Below are 16,666 nucleotides of genomic sequence, written 5' to 3' on the forward strand. Positions count from 1 at the left end.
ATAGACCGCTTGCCGGACGGTCCTCTTTTTCAGGTTCGGTTTTCGGCTCGGGCATCGTCAGAGTTCACCTCTCCGGTACTGCCAGTACAGATAGGGGCCGACAATCGCGATCGAGACGACAAACAGCAGCGTCCCGATTGCGGCTCCGTATGCCCACTGATTCGCTACGAACGCTTCACGGTACATCATCGTCGCAAGGATATCCGCGGCTGGACCGGGATTATCTCCGAAGACGACGTATAACCAACTGAACGCCTTTAGCGCGAACACCATCACCACAACAGCGATGCTCACGGCCGCTGAGCTGAGCTGCGGGACAATAACTTCGCGATAGGTACTGAACCACGACGCCCCATCGATCTTGGCCGCCTCGTAGTGTTCAGTCGGGATCCGCTGCAAGTTCGCCAGATAGATCACCATCGCATAGCCACTGTACTGCCACACGAGTGCGACGATGACAGAGGCGAGCTGTAGATTCGGGTTTGACAGCCAGTGTTGGGCCAGAAACCCTAAGCCGACCCCGCGAACTATCGAGTTGATGACTCCGGTGTTGAAGTTGAACATCCACAGCCATAGAACGCCTGTCACGACGAACGAGAGGCTGAACGGCAGCAAGTAGATCGTCCGAAAGACGCCTCTGAAACGGATTTTTTGATCCAGCAGTATTGCTAAGAGTAGTCCCACGAACAGCGTGACAACCGTAAAGACGACCAGTAGGACAACGGTGTTTCGAGTGGCCGTCCAGAACGTCGGATCCGACAACAGTTCGGTGTACATCTCGAGATCGAAATTGGCGATCTCGTACGTGGGCAGCGTGAAGCCACTGAAATCAGTCAGGGATATGACGAAATTCCAGAAAATCCCTCCGTACACGAAGAGCCCTAGCAGAGCCGTGGGAATACCCCAGAACGGCAACGAGCGAAGGAAATCGCTCCGACGGATCCGGGTGAAGATTGTCGCGTTATCTCCCATACAGACACCTCTCGGACGGTGGACGGACTCCGCCGCGCAGATCGCTGCGGGCTACATCTTTCAGTCGGATTCCGTGGTCGGTACTCGAGCGACGTTCGGGCAGATCTTCTCTTTGTAACATCTGGTTCTGGATAATGGACGCGCCGGACCACACTCGATCGGTCAGACCGTCCGTGGACGAGTGATTAGATGCGTGCCTTATCGGTACACTGGATCCACGAGTGGACCGCGGTTGTGGCAGGTGATCATATCCCATCACCCATCGTGGCATACAGAGCTCACAAAAAATGGGGGCGATACGGTTCATACTTTGCTACCGGGCTAGTTGCTGACCGCGTCTAAGAGGCCCTGGTGGGCGCTGTCGACGTCGTATCCCGAGATGAAGTTTGCCATGACCTCGGTAATGGAGTTGAGGACCTCGGGCGACACTGCCAGTCCGTGGGCGATGGACGGCGGTTGGGCTTCGGAGTTCGCGAACTGTTCCATCTCCTTCTGCTGAAACGGCGGGAACTCGTCAGTTGGGACGTCTGAACGTGGCGGAATCGACCCTTTGATCGGATTGAACGTTTCCTGCGCCTCGACGGTTCCAAGGAATTTCAGGAACTCCCGAGTCGCATCGGGTGACGGATTGTTTTTCGGGAAGGCGAACCCGTCCATGTTGAGCTGGTAGTAGCCTTCCGTTCCCGGCCATGGGACGTGATCCCATCCGGACTCGTAATCAACGCCTTCGATGGTTTGGAAGTTCCCGGCCTGCCAGTCACCTTGGTTCATAAAGGCGGCTTCACCGTTAGCGACTTTGTATCCGGCCTCGTCCTGATTGATCGACCCCGCGTCGCTGGTGTAGTGGTTGGCGTACTCCGCGACCGTTTCCAGCGCACCACGGACGGCCTCCTCGTGTCCGTCGGTGTTCCCGTTGATGAAGTCCATGTAGGCATCGGCGCCGGCCTCGGCGAGGAACGTGACCGCCCACAACTGAACCGTCCCTTGTGCCGAGCTCGTCTCTTGACCCATCCCAACGGCATCGGTCTCCGATTCGATCGTTTCCATCGCGTCGATGAGCTCCTGCGGACTACTCAGCGATGCCGGATCGACACCGGCCTCCTCGACGACCTCGACGTTATAGAAGAGATTGTTAATGCGGTGGATGTTGAGTGGGACCGAGACGAACGGATTGTCCGGGTCGCCCGCGCGGGCCTGCAGCTTCGGCCCGTCGAGATACGCTTCTCGGAGGTCGTCCGTCCATATCTCGTCACCGATATCGTTCAGCTTGTCGGCTTCGACGTACGGTTCGAGGTTCGCCCCGGGCCAGTCCTGCCACGTGCTCGGCGGATCGTTGTTGAGAATCCGATTCTGCACGACCGCATGGAGATTTCCGCCACCGGCTCCAGAAACGGGGTTCTCTTGAATCGTGATGTCCGGATGCTCCTCTTGGAAGAGGTCGAGGAGCGCCTGCATGGCTTCGCCGTCGCCACCGGCGGTCCACCAGTGCTGAAGCTCAAGGGTGTTGTACCCGTCTCCGTTCGAGGTGTCGCTGTCTTCCCCGTCACTACCGTCGTTTCCGTCGCTTCCGTCGTTTCCGTCGGCACCATCTCCGCTATTGGTGTCATTACTACTGCTACAACCGGCAAGGGCAGTAGCAGCTGCGGTACCACCGATCAGTTGAATATACCTCCGTCTTGGGACGGAGCTCTTGTCGGACGTCATGATCCATCATGGAGGTAATCCTCCCTCATTATAAATTTAATGGGACCTATATGATGTATGTCATCTTGTGACGAGATGAACCTCTCGATGGCACTGTCCACGTAACGGGTGACTATTTGCGAGGGCACTATCGCTTCGTCTCGTCCGATACAAAAAATAACACCCGGCCAAATCTGGACGCCCGGCCTCACTCAACCGTATTACGATCCGCTGGACTCGCTCCGGTTTCCATGCGGCGGATCTTCTCGCAGTCGGAGCGTCCGCTTCTCTCGGATGTCACGAGAGGAACTCCCCACCTGCACCACGTATTCGCCACCCGTCACGGCCCAGTCACTCTCATCGGGACTCCAGTATCTGAAGCTCTCCTCTTTGAGGTCGATCTTAGCGGTCTTGGTCTCGCCTGCGGAAATCTCGAGCTTTTCGACACCTTTCAGCTCCTTTGGCGGCCGTTCGATTGCCGGATCGACGTCGCTGAGGTACACCTGCACGGCTTCTGCTCCATCTGTTTCGCCCGTATTCGTCACCTCAACACTCACCGTCACACCCTCTTCGGGTGTCGTCGAGGCCTTCGAGAGCTTGACGCGACCGTATTCGAAGGTGGTGTAGGATTCCCCGTGTCCAAACGGGAACATCGGCTCGATATCCGCTTCGTCGAAGTGGCGGTAGCCGACGAAGACGTCTTCGTCGTAGTACACGTTGCCCTCCACACCCGGATAGCCACGTGCACTGTCAGGGAGCGTGTCAACCTCCTGTGGAAGATAGTCTTCGACAGATTCGGCGAATGTCACGGGAGCTTTCCCCGACGGATTCGCGTTTCCGACGAGGAGATCACCGAGCGCACGGCCTCCCTCTTGTCCGGGGAACCACAGCTGCATGATCGCCGGAACGTCATTGACCCACGGCATTGCCACGGCGGAGGTCGCATTCACTAAGACCGCCGTATCATCGTTCGACTCGATGACGCTCTCGATGAGCGCATCCTGGTTGTCCGGAAGCGCGTACTGTTTTCGGTCGTCACCGTAGTCGGTGTACGTCCGGGTCAAGACGACGGCGATGTCGGCGTTCGCAGCCGCCTCGGCCGCCTCCCGGATGCCAGTGGGCGGATTCCACTCCAAACGGACGGGACCCCCACCGCTCACTTCGACAGCGATCTCGTAGGATTCCCCGGCTGTCAGCGACACTGAGGACACCTCGGTATCAGGGCCTCCGAACCCTCCCCCCTCCGTGTAGACGACTCGCTCTCCGTCCACGGAGACGGTTCCAGAGCCGCCGCTCGTGAGCGAGATACCGTGGGCCCCCGTGGTACTCGGCGTGATCTCACCCGTCCACGTAATTGAGATCGCATCCCCCTCATAGTCGATTTCGGAGACGGTACCGGTCTCAATCGGCTCTCCGCTGAAGTCCGCTTCGTCATAGGACTCGTAGCTGAACCCGTCGTCAGCGGTCACTAATTCGGTGCGGTCCGACGATACCGTCGTGATCGCAGTGTCGTCGTCGGTGACGGCTTCGAGTCCCTCCACCGGCGAGATTCGCCGGCTCTCGTTAATTCCGTCACTCCCGCCGATGTCCTCTTTAAATTCCGTTGGAGCCGGTCCGACAAGCGCGATCTCGTCTATCTCGCCGGTATCGAGTGGTAACAGGCCATCGTTCTTCAGGAGTACCGTCCCTTCTCTGGCCATCTGTTCTGCGATGGCGAAGTGACCTTCCGTGTTTCGAGCCGGCTCACTTCCGATCCGGTCTCCCGAGAGTGCTCCGATCTCTTTTTGTGAGCGAAGGGTCCTAGCGACCATCTCATCAACGACGCCCTCTCTCAGATCATCGTTCTCCACCGCTTCCCGGAGATTCTCACCGAGGTACTCCGGCTCGTCTCCGACTAGCTCGACGTCGAGCCCGTTGACCGCTGAACGCACGCCGCTGTGGGTCCCACCGTAATCCGAGATCACGTATCCGTCGAATCCCCATTCGCCTTTCAAGATATCATCGAGCAGATCTTCGTGTTCGGCCGCATACGTGCCGTTAATCCGATTGTACGCGGTCATTATCGCCCCTGCACCTCCCTCGACGACCCCCGCTCTGAACGGCGGAAGGTAGATCTCTCGGAGTGCCCGCTCGCTCACCACGACGTTGTGTTCCGAGGTCGAATAGTAGTCTTCGACATCCCCGGTGGTTCGGGTTTGATTGTACGCACAGTAGTGTTTCAGAGTCGCGATCACCCCTTCCGATTGAAGTCCGTCGGTGATACTCTTCGTCAACGCCGATGCAAGGTACGGATCCTCTCCGAAGGACTCGCCGCTTCGGCTGTGTAACGGTATTCGCGTGATATCGATCGATTGGCCGAAGAGTCCGGATGCTCCCCCGTCTTTCGCTTCTCGAGCGATTGCCCGTCCCTGTTCGTTGATCAGTTCCGGATTGAAGGTCGCGGCGGCGGCTATCGTGTGCGGGAACTCCGTGGTTTCTGCCCCGTCGATGAAGTCCGCCAACGAGGCACCCGCCGGCCCGTTGACATTCCTGATACCAGGCACTCCTAACCGGTCAATCCCCTGGATGTACCTGTCAGCAGCGTAGGTACGGCTGACTTTCTCTTCGAGGGTCATCCGTTCGACCAGCTCGTCGACGTCCGGGTCAGGTGTCGTATCGGAATCCCCGCTCACAGCGCCGCTACCTAGCGCTGCGGCCGCCGACGCGGTTCCGATCAGTTTCATGAGACCACGCCGTGAGGTCGCCGTCTGACCCGTGTCGCTGGTGCCGGAGTGATTCGAGACTGATGCCTCTTCGATATCGCTCGGCTGTCTTTCTCGCATCGCATTTACAGATGCAAAGTAATACGTAATAATTTTTTGGGCAAACCAACTGACGGCACTTCTCCTCGCTTATCACTGCTTGTCGTGGAGCTAGAACCGCAATGGGTTTATTATGGCTACAGACAGATCGACCAATATGGGATTCCTCGACGAGGATTACTTGCTCGAATCGACATCGGCCCGTCAACTGTACGACGAGATCCGTGATCTGCCCATCCTCGATCCGCACAGCCACGTCGACGTGGCGGCGCTGGCGCGAGACGAGGGCTGGAACGACATCTGGGAGGCCGAGGGTGCGACCGATCACTACGTCTGGGAACTGATGCGGAAACGGGGCGTGTCGGAGCGGAAGATCACGGGCGACGCGACCAACCGCGAGAAGTGGGACGCGCTCGCGTCGGTGTTCCCGGAGTTCGCCGGCAACCCCACCTACGAGTGGGTCCACCTCGATCTGAAGCGCCGCTTCGGGATCGAGAAGCCGATCTCGGCGGACACCGCCGACGAGATCTGGGCGGAGACGAAGGCGGCGCTCGACGACCAGACGATGCGCCAACGGGAACTCCTCCGAGAGATGAACGTCGAGGTCGTCTCCAGCACGGACGACCCGACCTCCGATCTGGAGCACCACCGGACGCTCGCCGAGGAGCTCGACGATGTCACCGTGCGTCCGACGTGGCGGCCGGACGCCGCGATGGGGATCGACGCGGCGGGCTGGCGCGAGTACGTCGCGACGCTCGGAGACGCCACCGACACGGACGTGACCGACCTCGACGGGTTCCTCGCCGCGCTCCGGACGAGCCACGAGTACTTCGAGGCCAACGGCTGCGGCGCGAGCGATCACGGACTGAGCGAGGTCCGTTCGAAGCCGGTCGACCGGCGACGCGCCGCCGACGTGTACGAGCGCGCCTATGCCGGCGAGGCGCTGACCGACGACGACGTCGCCGATTTCGAGGCGTTCGTCCTCGAGCGGATCGGCGAGATGAACCGCGAGACCGACTGGGTGACGCAGCTCCACATCGGTCCGGTCCGCGACTACCGCGACTCGCTGTACGACGAGCTCGGAGCCGATGCCGGCGGTGACATCTCCACGGGCGACCTCGACCTCGCGGGCGGTCTGCGACACTTCCTCAACCGTTTCGACCAAGAGCTGGAGGTCGTCCTCTACGTCGTCGACCCGACTCATTACCCGACCGTCGCGACCGTCGCCCGAGCGTTCCCAAACGTCAGCGTCGGCGCGGCGTGGTGGTTCAACGACAGCCCGCACGGGATGCGCTCGCAGTTGGAGTACGTGGGAACCGTCGACCTCCTCGCGAACTACGGCGGCATGGTGAGCGACTCGCGGAAGCTCCTGTCGTTCGGTTCCCGCTTCGAGATGTTCCGCCGATCGCTGGCGAACGCGGTCGGAGAGATGGTCGAGCGCGGTCAGATGCCGATGACGGTCGCCGAGGACCGCGTGCGACAGGTGGCGTACGAGCGTCCGGCGGAACTGTGGGACTTCTGAGTCGCTGACGCCCCGTTTTCATCTGCGAGAGAAACAGAACGCGCGTTAGACGCCGCTGAACGCGGAGAACCCGCCGTCGATGGGGATCGACGCGCCGTGAACGAACTCCGCACCCGGAGAGACGAGCCACAGGACGGTCGTCGAGAGGTCCTCCGGCCGTCCGAACCGGTCTTGCGGCGTGTGGTCGATGATCGTCTGTCCGCGGTCCGTGTACTCGCCCGTCTCCTCGTCGATGAGCAGGTAGCGGTTCTGTTCGGTGAGAAAGAACCCGGGCGCGATGGCGTTCACGCGGATGTCCGTCGAGTAGTTGTGCGCCATGTGAACCGCGAGCCACTCGGTGAAGTTCGACACCGCGGCCTTCGCGCCGGAGTACGCCGGGATCTTCGTCAACGGCGTGTAGGCGTTCATCGAGGAGACGTTCAGGATACAGCCCGTCCCCTCCTCGACCATGTACTCGCCGAAGACCTGCGAGGCGAGCACGGTGCCGGTGAAGTTGACGTTCAGCACCTGCTGGAACCCCTCCGCCGGGAGGTCGAAGAAGGACGTGTCCGGCCCCGTGGTCGCGTCGGGGCTGTTGCCGCCGGCGGCGTTGATCAGTATATCGATCCGGCCGTACTCGTCGATCACCGTCTCTGCGGCCGCCTCGAGTTCGGCTCGGTCGAGGACCGACGCCGACACCGTGAGGTGTTCTATCCCCGCCGCCGAGAGTTCCTCGCCGGTCTCGCGCAGCTTCTCCTCGCCGCGTGCGAGGATTACGACGGTCGCGCCGTTCTCGCCGAGCGCGCGCGCCATCTCGGAGCCGAGCACGCCTGAGCCGCCGGTAATGACGCACACCTTGTCGTCGACGTCGAAGTCGTTGGGAACGCTCATTGTCTGACTCGTCTCTACCTCGTGCGCACGGCGCTATGTATCTTTTCGTCCGTTTCGCCCGTTGGACCGGACCGAAGCGGAGAACGGTCAGAGACCACTCGCGATCAGTCGGCGGTCGTTTCGGGATTGACCGTCGCCTCGCGGCCCTCGTTCCCCCCGCGGTTCGCCGTCGTCTGCTCCAAGAGCCCGCGCATGTAGCCGATGGCGAAGAGCCGTCCCTTCGTGTGGTACCCGGGGTTGGAGTTGTCCTCGCCCGCCATCGTTGGGACGTGGTCCGGGCGCATCGGCCCGTCGAATCCCACATCCTCGAACGCCTGCATCGCCGCGAGCATGTCGGTCGGTCCGTCGTCGTGCCACGTCTCGACGAAGTCGTCGGCCTCCCCCTCCACGTCGCGGAAGTGCGCGAAGTTGATCCGGTCGCCGAAGTGCCGGATCGTCTCGGGAACGTCGGCGCCCATCGCGGCGAAGTTCCCCTGACAGAACGTCACGCCGTTGTGCTCGCTGTCGACGATGTCGAGGATCCGGTCGTAGGACTCGACGCTGTTGGCGAGCCGCGGGATCCCGCGGACCGAGTCGATCGGCGGGTCCGCCGGATGGAGTCCGAGCTTCACGCCGGCCTCCTCGGCGACGGGGACCACCTCGGTCAGGAAGTGTTCGAGCGCGTCCCAAAGCTGGTCGCGCGTCACGTCGGCGTAATCGATCTCCGGCCCTCCGGACATCCGTTCGTCCGTGTATCCGGTCGTGTACGCCCCGCCCCGAGTCTCAACGTGGACCTCGGTCCGGGCCCACCTGACGCCGGCCATCCAGTCGTAACACACCACGGGGATACCGACCGCGCCGCAGTCACGGAGGAACTGCTTGAACTCCTCGATGTCCTCGTCGCGTCCGTCCAACCCCAGGCGGACTCGGTCCGTGAGCGGCACGGACCCCTCGATGACCGAGAGGTCGATGTCGACCTCTTCGAACCAGTTGGCCATCCCCTTGAGTTCGTCGTACGTCCAGTTCGTCTTGTCGTCCCCGATCTCGAGCGGGTGGACGACCGCGCTCGTGACGCCCATCTGCCGGGCGAGCTGCCACCGGTCGTCCGGCTCCGGCGGCAGGATCAGCGATAATCGTACCATGTGTCAGTAATAACTCGGCTCCGGTTGATAAAATTTGTTCTATAGGGCTTTTTCGGTCCGAACCGATCGATCAGTGACCGGATCCGGCCACCGTCTGCGAGTCAGGGGACGCCGAACGCCGTCGACAACGCCGAACGCAGTCGTCGACCGACGCCGCCCTCGCGCAACGCCGCCCTCGCGCAACATCATCCATCACGCGACGCTACCCTCGCGCAACGACGCCCTCGCGCAACATCATCCATCACGCGACGCTACCCTCGCGCAACGACGCTATCGATGCAGAACTCCTGCTCGATCACGTTCCTGTTCGCGTCGGATCCCTGGAGTCGCCGATGTGCGCTGATTTTCGTTCGATAGCATTGAACAGATGTTCTCCCGACTATTCGGTCAAAGACCGAGATGACGCCGTGTATCGCCCGTATCCGTCCGTGGCCACCCGATATCGCCGTTCATACCTATTGAACACGATCGTTACTGATGATCGGAGCGTATTACAGAGTTACTGGTGTAATGTTTTGTCCCGGTGGAGGGGTCAGTCCCGATGGGAACCCCGAGCGGATCCGATCAGTAGTGTTTGTACTGGAGCTCGATGACGTTCGCCGCGTTGCGGAGGGCTGGGAGGAGCTCCGATTCGATCCGCTCCTCGTCGAACCGGTGTTTCGGGCCGGTGATGGAGATGGCGGAGTTGCCGGCGCGGTTCGCGTCGTCGCTTATCGGGACCGCGATCGATTTGACTCCCTTGACCCGCTCCTCGTCTTCGACTGAGTAGCCGCGTGACCGAATCTCGTCCACCTCTGTGAGGAGTTCGTCCACGTCCGTGATCGTGTTCTCCGTCGCGCGAGGGAGCCCGAAACGTTCGATGATGTCCCGGACCTCGTCGTCGGTCCGCTGCGAGAGGAGCGCCTTCCCGACGGCGGTCCAGTGCATCTCCGTGAACTCGCCCGTCGGTGCGTTGTCCGAGACGCCCTCGAACGGCTCGGTGCGGTACACGAGTACCCGCTGCCCGTTCTCCTCGTAACCGATCGTCCCGACTTCACCGGTGGAGCCGGCCAGATCGTCCACCTCCGACCGCGCCACTTGAAAGATACTGCGGTTGTGCCGGACCTCTCCGCCGAGTTCCAAGAATCGGAGGCCGAGCTGGTACTTCTCGCCCTCTTTGACGACGTACCCGAGGTTCCGGAGGGTCTGGAGGTGGATGTGCGCCGTGCTCTTTGGGATGTCCAAGTGGTCCGCGAGTTCAGTGACGCCGCACCGTTCGAGTTCTTGGATCGATTCGATGATGTTGAACGCGTTCTCGACAGAATCGATCTGTCGTCCCGCCGGGGCAGTGTCGTCGTCGTCGATCATACTCTATCGTTCGATCGGCGGGGACTTAGCGTTGTTTCATTTTTACGGCTCATCTGAGTTCAATACTATTGAACTGCATCGGAGTAGTCGAGTCACCCTCACTTTCGCCCGCTTCCCACGAGGGAGGTCGCTGGAGCCCTCCGTCGGACACGCGGAAGTGACCGTTCCAGTATTTTTAATACACTCGTTGCCTCATTTACGGATGATGCACCTGTTAGCACACCCTCGAGAGACGCGATCGCTCGACGGGACTTGGCAGGCGATCCCGGACCAGTACGAGAACTTCGAGGGGTACTTCGAGGACTTCTTCGACGACGAGGACGACAACCCGGCCGGATTCGCAGTGAAGTCTATCTATGAGCCCGGTGCGTCCGAGGAGAACGACCCGTGCGACTTCAACATCCACGACGGTCGTTCCGTCTCGATCCCCTCCAGTTGGGGCGAGGAGATCCCCGAGTTCCGCCACTACGAGGGGTGGGTCTGGTACGCGCGCACGTTCGACTGGGACGTCGATGCCGGCTCCGACCGGACCTTCCTCCGGTTCGGTGCGGTCAACTACAAGACGAAGGTTTGGCTGAACGGCGAGCTGCTGGGCGCACACGAGGGCGGGTACACCCCCTTCAGCTTCGAGGCGACCGACGCGCTGGAGGACGGCGAAAACGTACTGGTCGTCCAGGTCGACAACCAGCGGTACGAGGACGGCATCCCCAACGAGTCGACCGACTGGTTCAACTTCGGCGGGATCAACCGCTCCGTCGACTTGGTCGAGGTCCCGGACGCCTACGTGCGCAACTTCAAGATCGAGTCCGAGCTCGACGACGGGACCGTCGACGTGAGCGTCTCCGCGTGGGTCGACGGCGCCGACGGAGACGACCCGTCCGTCTCGGTCGCCTTCCCGGAGCTGGACCGTGAGGCGACGCTCGAACCTGCCGGCGACGGCGAGTTCACCGGTGCGCTTCAGATCCCCGAGGAGGAGGTCTCGCTGTGGAGTACCGAGGACCCCCACCTCTACACGGTCCGCGTGGAGGCCGGCGGGGACGCCGTCGAGGACCGCGTCGGACTCCGCGATCTGCGCGTCCGCGACGGCGACGTGCTGCTCAACGGCGAGCCCCTCTGGCTGCGCGGCATCGCGCTGCACGAGGAGTCGGCGGGCAAGGGCCGCGCGCTCGACGCGGAGGACATCGAGGAGCGGTTCCAGTGGATCAACGAGCTCGGGTGTAACTACGCCCGACTGGCCCACTACCCGCACACCGAGGAGATGGCCCGACGGGCCGACGAGGAGGGGATCCTCCTGTGGGAGGAGGTCCCCGCCTACTGGGACATCAACTTCGGCGACGAGGAGATCCAGGAGCTGTACCGCCAGCAGCTCCGCGAGCTGATCCAGCGCGATTGGAACCGTCCCTCCGTCGCGATGTGGTCCATCGCGAACGAGACGGACCACACCGACGACACCAGAAACGAGGTCCTCCCGGAGATGGCGGAGTACGTCCGGAGTCTCGACGACACGCGGCTCGTGACCGCCGCCTGCTTCGTCGACGAGACCGACGACGGCCTCGAGATCCGTGACCCTCTGCAAGAGCACTTAGACGTCATCGGCATCAACGAGTACCACGGCTGGTACTACGGGGACGCCGACGACATGCAGCAGTTCCAAGAAGATCCCGAGGGCACGCCCGTCGTCATCTCGGAGACGGGCGGCGGCGCCAAGTGGGGCCACCACGGCGACGCCGACGAGCGGTGGACCGAGGAGCACCAGGCGGAGATCTACCGCGGACAGACGGAGGCGGCCGAGGAGAACGACCAGATCGTCGGCTTCTCGCCGTGGATCCTCTTCGACTTCCGCGCGCCCATGCGGCAGAACGAGTTCCAGCGCGGCTACAACCGGAAGGGCGTCGTCGACCAGCACGGCCGGAAGAAGCAGGCGTTCCACGTGCTGCGCGACTTCTACCAGACGCAGCGCTAACGCCGGAGTCGGTTCCGTCAGGGCGGCCGTCGTCGAGACCGCTGTCGCCGGGTTCGCCGTAGCCGGAGACAGTACCGCCGAGACGCGCGTAGAAAACGACGGTCGAGTCCCTTTTCGTCGCCACGCTCGCCGAGCGTCAGTTCCGATTCGGTTGCCACTGCATGCAGACGGGCTCGGAGACCGACAGCGATTCGTCAGTCGCGGAGAGGCGACCGGTCTCGGCGTCAATGTCGAACGCGACGATGTCGTCCGTGTGGCGATTCTCCGCGAACAACCGCTCGCCGTCGGGAGCGATCGCGAAGTGACGCGGCCACTCGCCGCCGGTCGGCGTCTGGCCGACGCGCTCGAGCGTCTCCCCCTCGACGGCGAACGTGACGACGGTGTCGAGGCCGCGGTTCGATCCGTACACGAACTCGCCGGACGGGTGAACGGCGATCTCGGCCGTCTTGTTGTCTCCCTCGAACTCCGAGGGCAGCGTGGAGACGGTCGCCCCCTCGGTCAGCGTCCCGTCAGATTCCCGGCGCAGGACGGTCACTGTCGAATCGAGCTCGTTGATCAGGTACGCCCGCTCGCCGTCCGGGGCGAACGAGAGGTGTCGCGGCCCCGAACCGGGCGCGAGGTCGACGGCGTCGACCCGGGACAGCGAGGCCTCGTCGCGCTCCACCGCGTAGACGTGGACCTGGTCGGTACCGAGGTCTGGCACGTACGCGAATCGGTTCTCCGGTCCGAGCGTGATCGAGTGGGGGTGCGGTGCGGTCTGACGCTCGGGATCGACGCTCGACCCGTGGTGTTCGATCACCTCGGCCGGCGAGTCGATACCGCCGTCGGGATCGAGCGGGAGCATCGAGACGGCGCCCCCGGCGTAGTGGGCCACCAGCAGGAACTCCCCGGTTTCGTCGACGGAGCAGTAGCAGGGGGCCGCCGCCCCGCTCCGAGCGCTGTCACGCTCGGTCAGCTCGCCGGTGTCGCGGTCGATCGCGTACGACCGGATGGCCCCCTCTTCCTCCTCCCGAACCGCGGCGTAGAGGTACTCCCCCGACGGACCGAACGTCACGAACGTCGGATCGGGGCCGGCCGCCACCGCGTCGAGCCGGCGCATCGACCCCGTGTCGGGGTCGACCCCGACGGTGTGGACGCTCTCGTCTGTCGCTGCGCTGTACGTCCCGACGGCCGCGATGCGTTCAGCTGTCGTCATCGTGATCTGTATTCGTGGTCATGATGTGTTCTGTCGTGTCCGTGGTTCCGCGTTCTCACGCGCCCCCGTTCGAGTCGGTCGGCGGCCCGTCCCACTCCTCGCCGTTGTCGTCCGGTTCGTACCCGAGTCGCTCCCGCGCGTTCCGGATCGAGAACCAGCGCCGGTCGTTGTCGCTGACGCCGTTGAAGACGTCGAACGTCACGCTTCTGTCGGCGAGACAGCGCTCGACCAGGTGGGCGAAGTCCCGACGGGAGTGCCACGTCGCTTTCGTCCGCGCCACCGAGCGGTCGTAGGCGTCGCTACCGCGCTCGATCTCCCCGTTTTCGACGCGGCGTTCGGCCCGCCCGTACGGGTGGTCGATCCCGTGGGGAAGGACCGAGCAGATCCGGAGCGCGTAGAACCGCCGGGGGTACTCGTACCGCTCCGTGTAGTACCGCCCGAGGTCCTCCCCGAACGACTTCGTCGCCCCGTAACACGAATCCGGGCGAACCGGATCGGTCGGATCGAGCCGCAGATCGTAGTCGGGGTCGTACAGCTCCGGCGCGTGCTCCTCCTCGTACATCCCCATCACGTGGTTCGTCGAGGCGAACACGAACGCCTCCACCTCCGCGTCGCGGGCGGCCTCGAGCGCGTTGTACATCCCAACGATGTTGGGCTCGAACACGTCCTGCCACCCGCCGTCCGTGTAGGGATACGCCGCGAGGTGCACGACGGCGTCCTGACCGTCGAACGCTGGTCGAATCGCGTCGTAGTCCGTGATGTCCGCGACGTGGGTATCGAAGCCGCCGTATCTGTGATCGGACGGGCGGTCGGACCGGTTCAGGTAGGTGAACTCGTAGCTGGGGTCGTCGTCGAGCTGGTCGATGATCGCGGTCCCACACCTGCCGTAGGACCCGGTTATGAGGACGTTCATGCGGATGTATCGATGGGTTCGTGAACGGCCATGCGAACGCGTCGGCTCACCGTCTCCCGTCGTCGGCACATGACAGGATACCGTTCAGGTAGGCGACCGCGTGAGCGCGCGACCGGTGCCCCCATTCCGTGTCGCCGACGACCTCGGGGACGTGGTCCGGGACCACGACGCCGTCGAAGCCGACCTCGCGGAGCCGCTCGATCGCGACCACCGGATCGAAGTTGCTCTGATCGTCGTCGAGGAACGTCTCGGTGAACCGCGGCCACGTGCCAACGACGTCGCGGAAGTGGACGAACACGATGTCGTCGTCCTCGCCGAAGTGCGTGATCACCTCCTCGATGTCCGCGTCCGGCATCTCGGAGAAGCATCCCAGACAGAGCTTGAGCCCGTGGTTGTCGCTCGGGACGATCTCCATCGCCCGCCGGAACGCCTCGAAGTTCCGGAACAGGCGCGGGATCCCGCCGAGCTGCTCCACCGTCGGCGGGTCCGCCGGGTGGAGAGCCAGCTGTACGCCGGCTTCCTCCGCGACGGGAAGCACCTCTTCGAGGAACGCCTCGTAGTTGTCCCACAGCTCCGCTTCGGTGTACTCGCGTTCCAGGTCGTCGACGGACTCGTACGGCGCGTCGAGGTCGTCGATGTCGAACTCACGACCCCGCGCCCCACCGCGTAGTCGTACGGTCTGAGACGTTCGCATCGGCACGACCCCGCGGGGGTTCCACTGGTACCCGAGGATCGGGATGTCCGCGCTCCCGAGGTTCCGGATGAGCCGTTTGATCGTGTCGAGCTGGCTCTCCTTCCCGTCCTTGTCGAGCATGATCTTCCCGTAGACGTTGTAGCTCAGCGACTGGATCCCCATCAGTCGGAGTCCGGCGTCCTCCGCGCGCCGGCGCGCCTGCACGAGCTCCGACACGCTCGGAACGACCCCGTCGTCGATGGTGATCGTCTCGTCGTCTCCGCTCCCCTCGTCCTCGAACACGTCGCCGCGCGGGGACCGGTGATCGAGGAACACGTCCTCGACGCCGATCTGGCGGCAGAACGCGAGTCGGTCGTCTGACAGCGTTCGCGTGCGAAGGCCAGTCCGGAGCGGTAGCTGGTCTCCGTCGGTGATCGGTCGGTTCTGCTCCGTCGCATCGTGATATTGTGACATGGTATCTTGTATCTCCGTGTTCTCGTCGGTATCGCCGCGTCGTTCGGTGGTACGTCGTCGGTGCTTACTCGGCTCGTCGGAGCGAGTCTCGCTCGGTTCGCTGACTCGTCATCCGATGAGCCGGTCGATCTCGTCGTCTAGCTCCCCGTAGATCGCTTCGGCCCGTTCGGCCGTCTCGGGCGTGAGCGGGCGGATCGGCTCCCGCACCTCACCGCCGTGCAGTCCGGCGAGTTCGAGGCCCTTCTTGACGGCCGGAACGCTGATCGCTCCCGAGAGCGCGTTGTTCTGCCCCGTTTCGTCTCTGAGTCGCTGGTACGGGAGACAGATATCCCTGAGCGCGCGGGCGCGCTCCCAGTCGCCCTCCGAGAGAGCGTCGAACAGCTCCCGGCCCACTTCCGGTCGGAAATTGCTCACGCCGGCGGTGAAGCCCTCGACGCCTTCCGCCCAGAAGGACACCGCGTACGGCTCCGCGAGCCCGTTGACCCAGACCACGTCGTCGGCGCCGGCGCGGATCGCCTCGCCCAGCTTCACCGGGTCCTTCAAGGCGTACTTGATCCCGACGACACCGTCGACGCGGGTGAGGTCCGCGAGGTATTCGGCCGAGGGATCGAACCCGCGCACGTACGGGACGAGGGGCGCGTCGGCCCCCGCCGACAGCTCGCGGTAGTACTCCAGTAACCCCCGCTCGTGGAGGTAGGTGTGGTCGGGCGGCATGATCATCATCGCGTCGGCACCGATCTCGTCGTACGCCTCGATCAGCTCCAGCGCGTCGGCCGTGCTCCCGCCGACGCCGGCGAGGACGCACGCGTCCGAGGGGAGCGCCTCGACGACCGTCCTGACGCTCTCGATCCGCTCTTGCTGAGAGAGAGAGTGGTACTCGCTGATGTTCGCTGCCGCCAAGAAGGTCCGCATCCCCTCGTCGTACAGCGTTCGCGCGTTCTCCTCGATTTTGTTGTACTCGATCGCTCGCTGCTCGTCGAAGGGCGTGAGCACTCCGACGGCAACGTCTCGCAGCTGCTGTTTGACCTGTGCTGCCGTCATTGGCATCACTTCACAGGATACGGTCGCGGGGGTTAAATCCATCGTTGATGGGTTACAAATGCCGCATTCGCACGCTGACAGGAGAAAAGCG

Annotated in this window: 12 protein-coding genes; 2 read left to right on the plus strand and 10 right to left on the minus strand. The window is 63.1% G+C overall.

Annotated features, from left to right (window positions below):
• Positions 1–57: 57 nt before the first annotated feature.
• The 3 genes from FGL94_RS13580 to FGL94_RS13590 all read right to left on the minus strand — a co-directional run bounded on the left by FGL94_RS13580 (position 58) and on the right by FGL94_RS13590 (position 5,477).
• A complete protein-coding gene (locus FGL94_RS13580; RefSeq protein ID WP_144926335.1) occupies positions 58–972 on the minus strand; it encodes a carbohydrate ABC transporter permease in 915 nt (304 codons plus the stop codon).
• Positions 973–1,293: 321 nt separating this feature from the next.
• Complete coding sequence (locus FGL94_RS13585) at positions 1,294–2,676, minus strand: ABC transporter substrate-binding protein (protein ID WP_144926339.1); 1,383 nt, start codon at positions 2,674–2,676, stop codon at positions 1,294–1,296.
• A 200-nt stretch (positions 2,677–2,876) separates the two neighbouring features.
• The gene (locus FGL94_RS13590; protein ID WP_144926342.1) at positions 2,877–5,477 is read right to left on the minus strand and encodes a beta-glucosidase; all 2,601 of its coding nucleotides are present in this window, start codon (positions 5,475–5,477) and stop codon (positions 2,877–2,879) included.
• Positions 5,478–5,613: 136 nt separating this feature from the next.
• Here FGL94_RS13590 and uxaC point away from each other — a divergent pair, with 136 nt between their 5' ends.
• Positions 5,614–6,978 (plus strand): glucuronate isomerase, encoded by a 1,365-nt coding sequence (gene uxaC, locus FGL94_RS13595; RefSeq protein ID WP_144926345.1) that lies wholly within the window; start codon positions 5,614–5,616, stop codon positions 6,976–6,978.
• A gap of 45 nt (positions 6,979–7,023) precedes the next feature.
• Here the strand turns inward: uxaC and FGL94_RS13600 are convergent, their stop codons facing one another.
• The 3 genes from FGL94_RS13600 to FGL94_RS13610 all read right to left on the minus strand — a co-directional run bounded on the left by FGL94_RS13600 (position 7,024) and on the right by FGL94_RS13610 (position 10,316).
• On the minus strand, positions 7,024–7,848 hold the full coding sequence (locus tag FGL94_RS13600; protein ID WP_144926347.1) for an SDR family oxidoreductase: 825 nt from the start codon (positions 7,846–7,848) through the stop codon (positions 7,024–7,026).
• Positions 7,849–7,952: 104 nt separating this feature from the next.
• Entirely contained in the window at positions 7,953–8,969 is a 1,017-nt protein-coding gene (locus FGL94_RS13605; protein WP_241659183.1) for a mannonate dehydratase, read from the minus strand.
• Between the two features lie 564 nt (positions 8,970–9,533).
• The gene (locus FGL94_RS13610) at positions 9,534–10,316 is read right to left on the minus strand and encodes an IclR family transcriptional regulator (protein ID WP_144926350.1); all 783 of its coding nucleotides are present in this window, start codon (positions 10,314–10,316) and stop codon (positions 9,534–9,536) included.
• 205 nt (positions 10,317–10,521) lie between these two features.
• Between FGL94_RS13610 and FGL94_RS13615 the strand changes: the two genes are divergently transcribed.
• On the plus strand, positions 10,522–12,279 hold the full coding sequence (locus FGL94_RS13615) for a glycoside hydrolase family 2 protein (protein ID WP_144926353.1): 1,758 nt from the start codon (positions 10,522–10,524) through the stop codon (positions 12,277–12,279).
• A gap of 136 nt (positions 12,280–12,415) precedes the next feature.
• On the opposite strand, the gene FGL94_RS13620 is transcribed toward FGL94_RS13615, so the two are convergent.
• The 4 genes from FGL94_RS13620 to FGL94_RS13635 form a co-directional block, all read right to left on the minus strand.
• Entirely contained in the window at positions 12,416–13,474 is a 1,059-nt protein-coding gene (locus FGL94_RS13620) for a lactonase family protein (RefSeq protein WP_144926356.1), read from the minus strand.
• Positions 13,475–13,529: 55 nt separating this feature from the next.
• Positions 13,530–14,387, minus strand: coding sequence for an NAD-dependent epimerase/dehydratase family protein (locus FGL94_RS13625; RefSeq protein WP_144926359.1), 858 nt, complete (start codon positions 14,385–14,387; stop codon positions 13,530–13,532).
• Between the two features lie 46 nt (positions 14,388–14,433).
• Complete coding sequence (locus FGL94_RS13630) at positions 14,434–15,534, minus strand: mannonate dehydratase (protein WP_186313416.1); 1,101 nt, start codon at positions 15,532–15,534, stop codon at positions 14,434–14,436.
• 108 nt (positions 15,535–15,642) lie between these two features.
• The gene (locus tag FGL94_RS13635; protein ID WP_144926363.1) at positions 15,643–16,581 is read right to left on the minus strand and encodes a dihydrodipicolinate synthase family protein; all 939 of its coding nucleotides are present in this window, start codon (positions 16,579–16,581) and stop codon (positions 15,643–15,645) included.
• Positions 16,582–16,666 lie beyond the last annotated feature (85 nt).

Source organism: Halorubrum salsamenti, assembly GCF_007671685.1.
Taxonomy (GTDB): domain Archaea; phylum Halobacteriota; class Halobacteria; order Halobacteriales; family Haloferacaceae; genus Halorubrum; species Halorubrum salsamenti.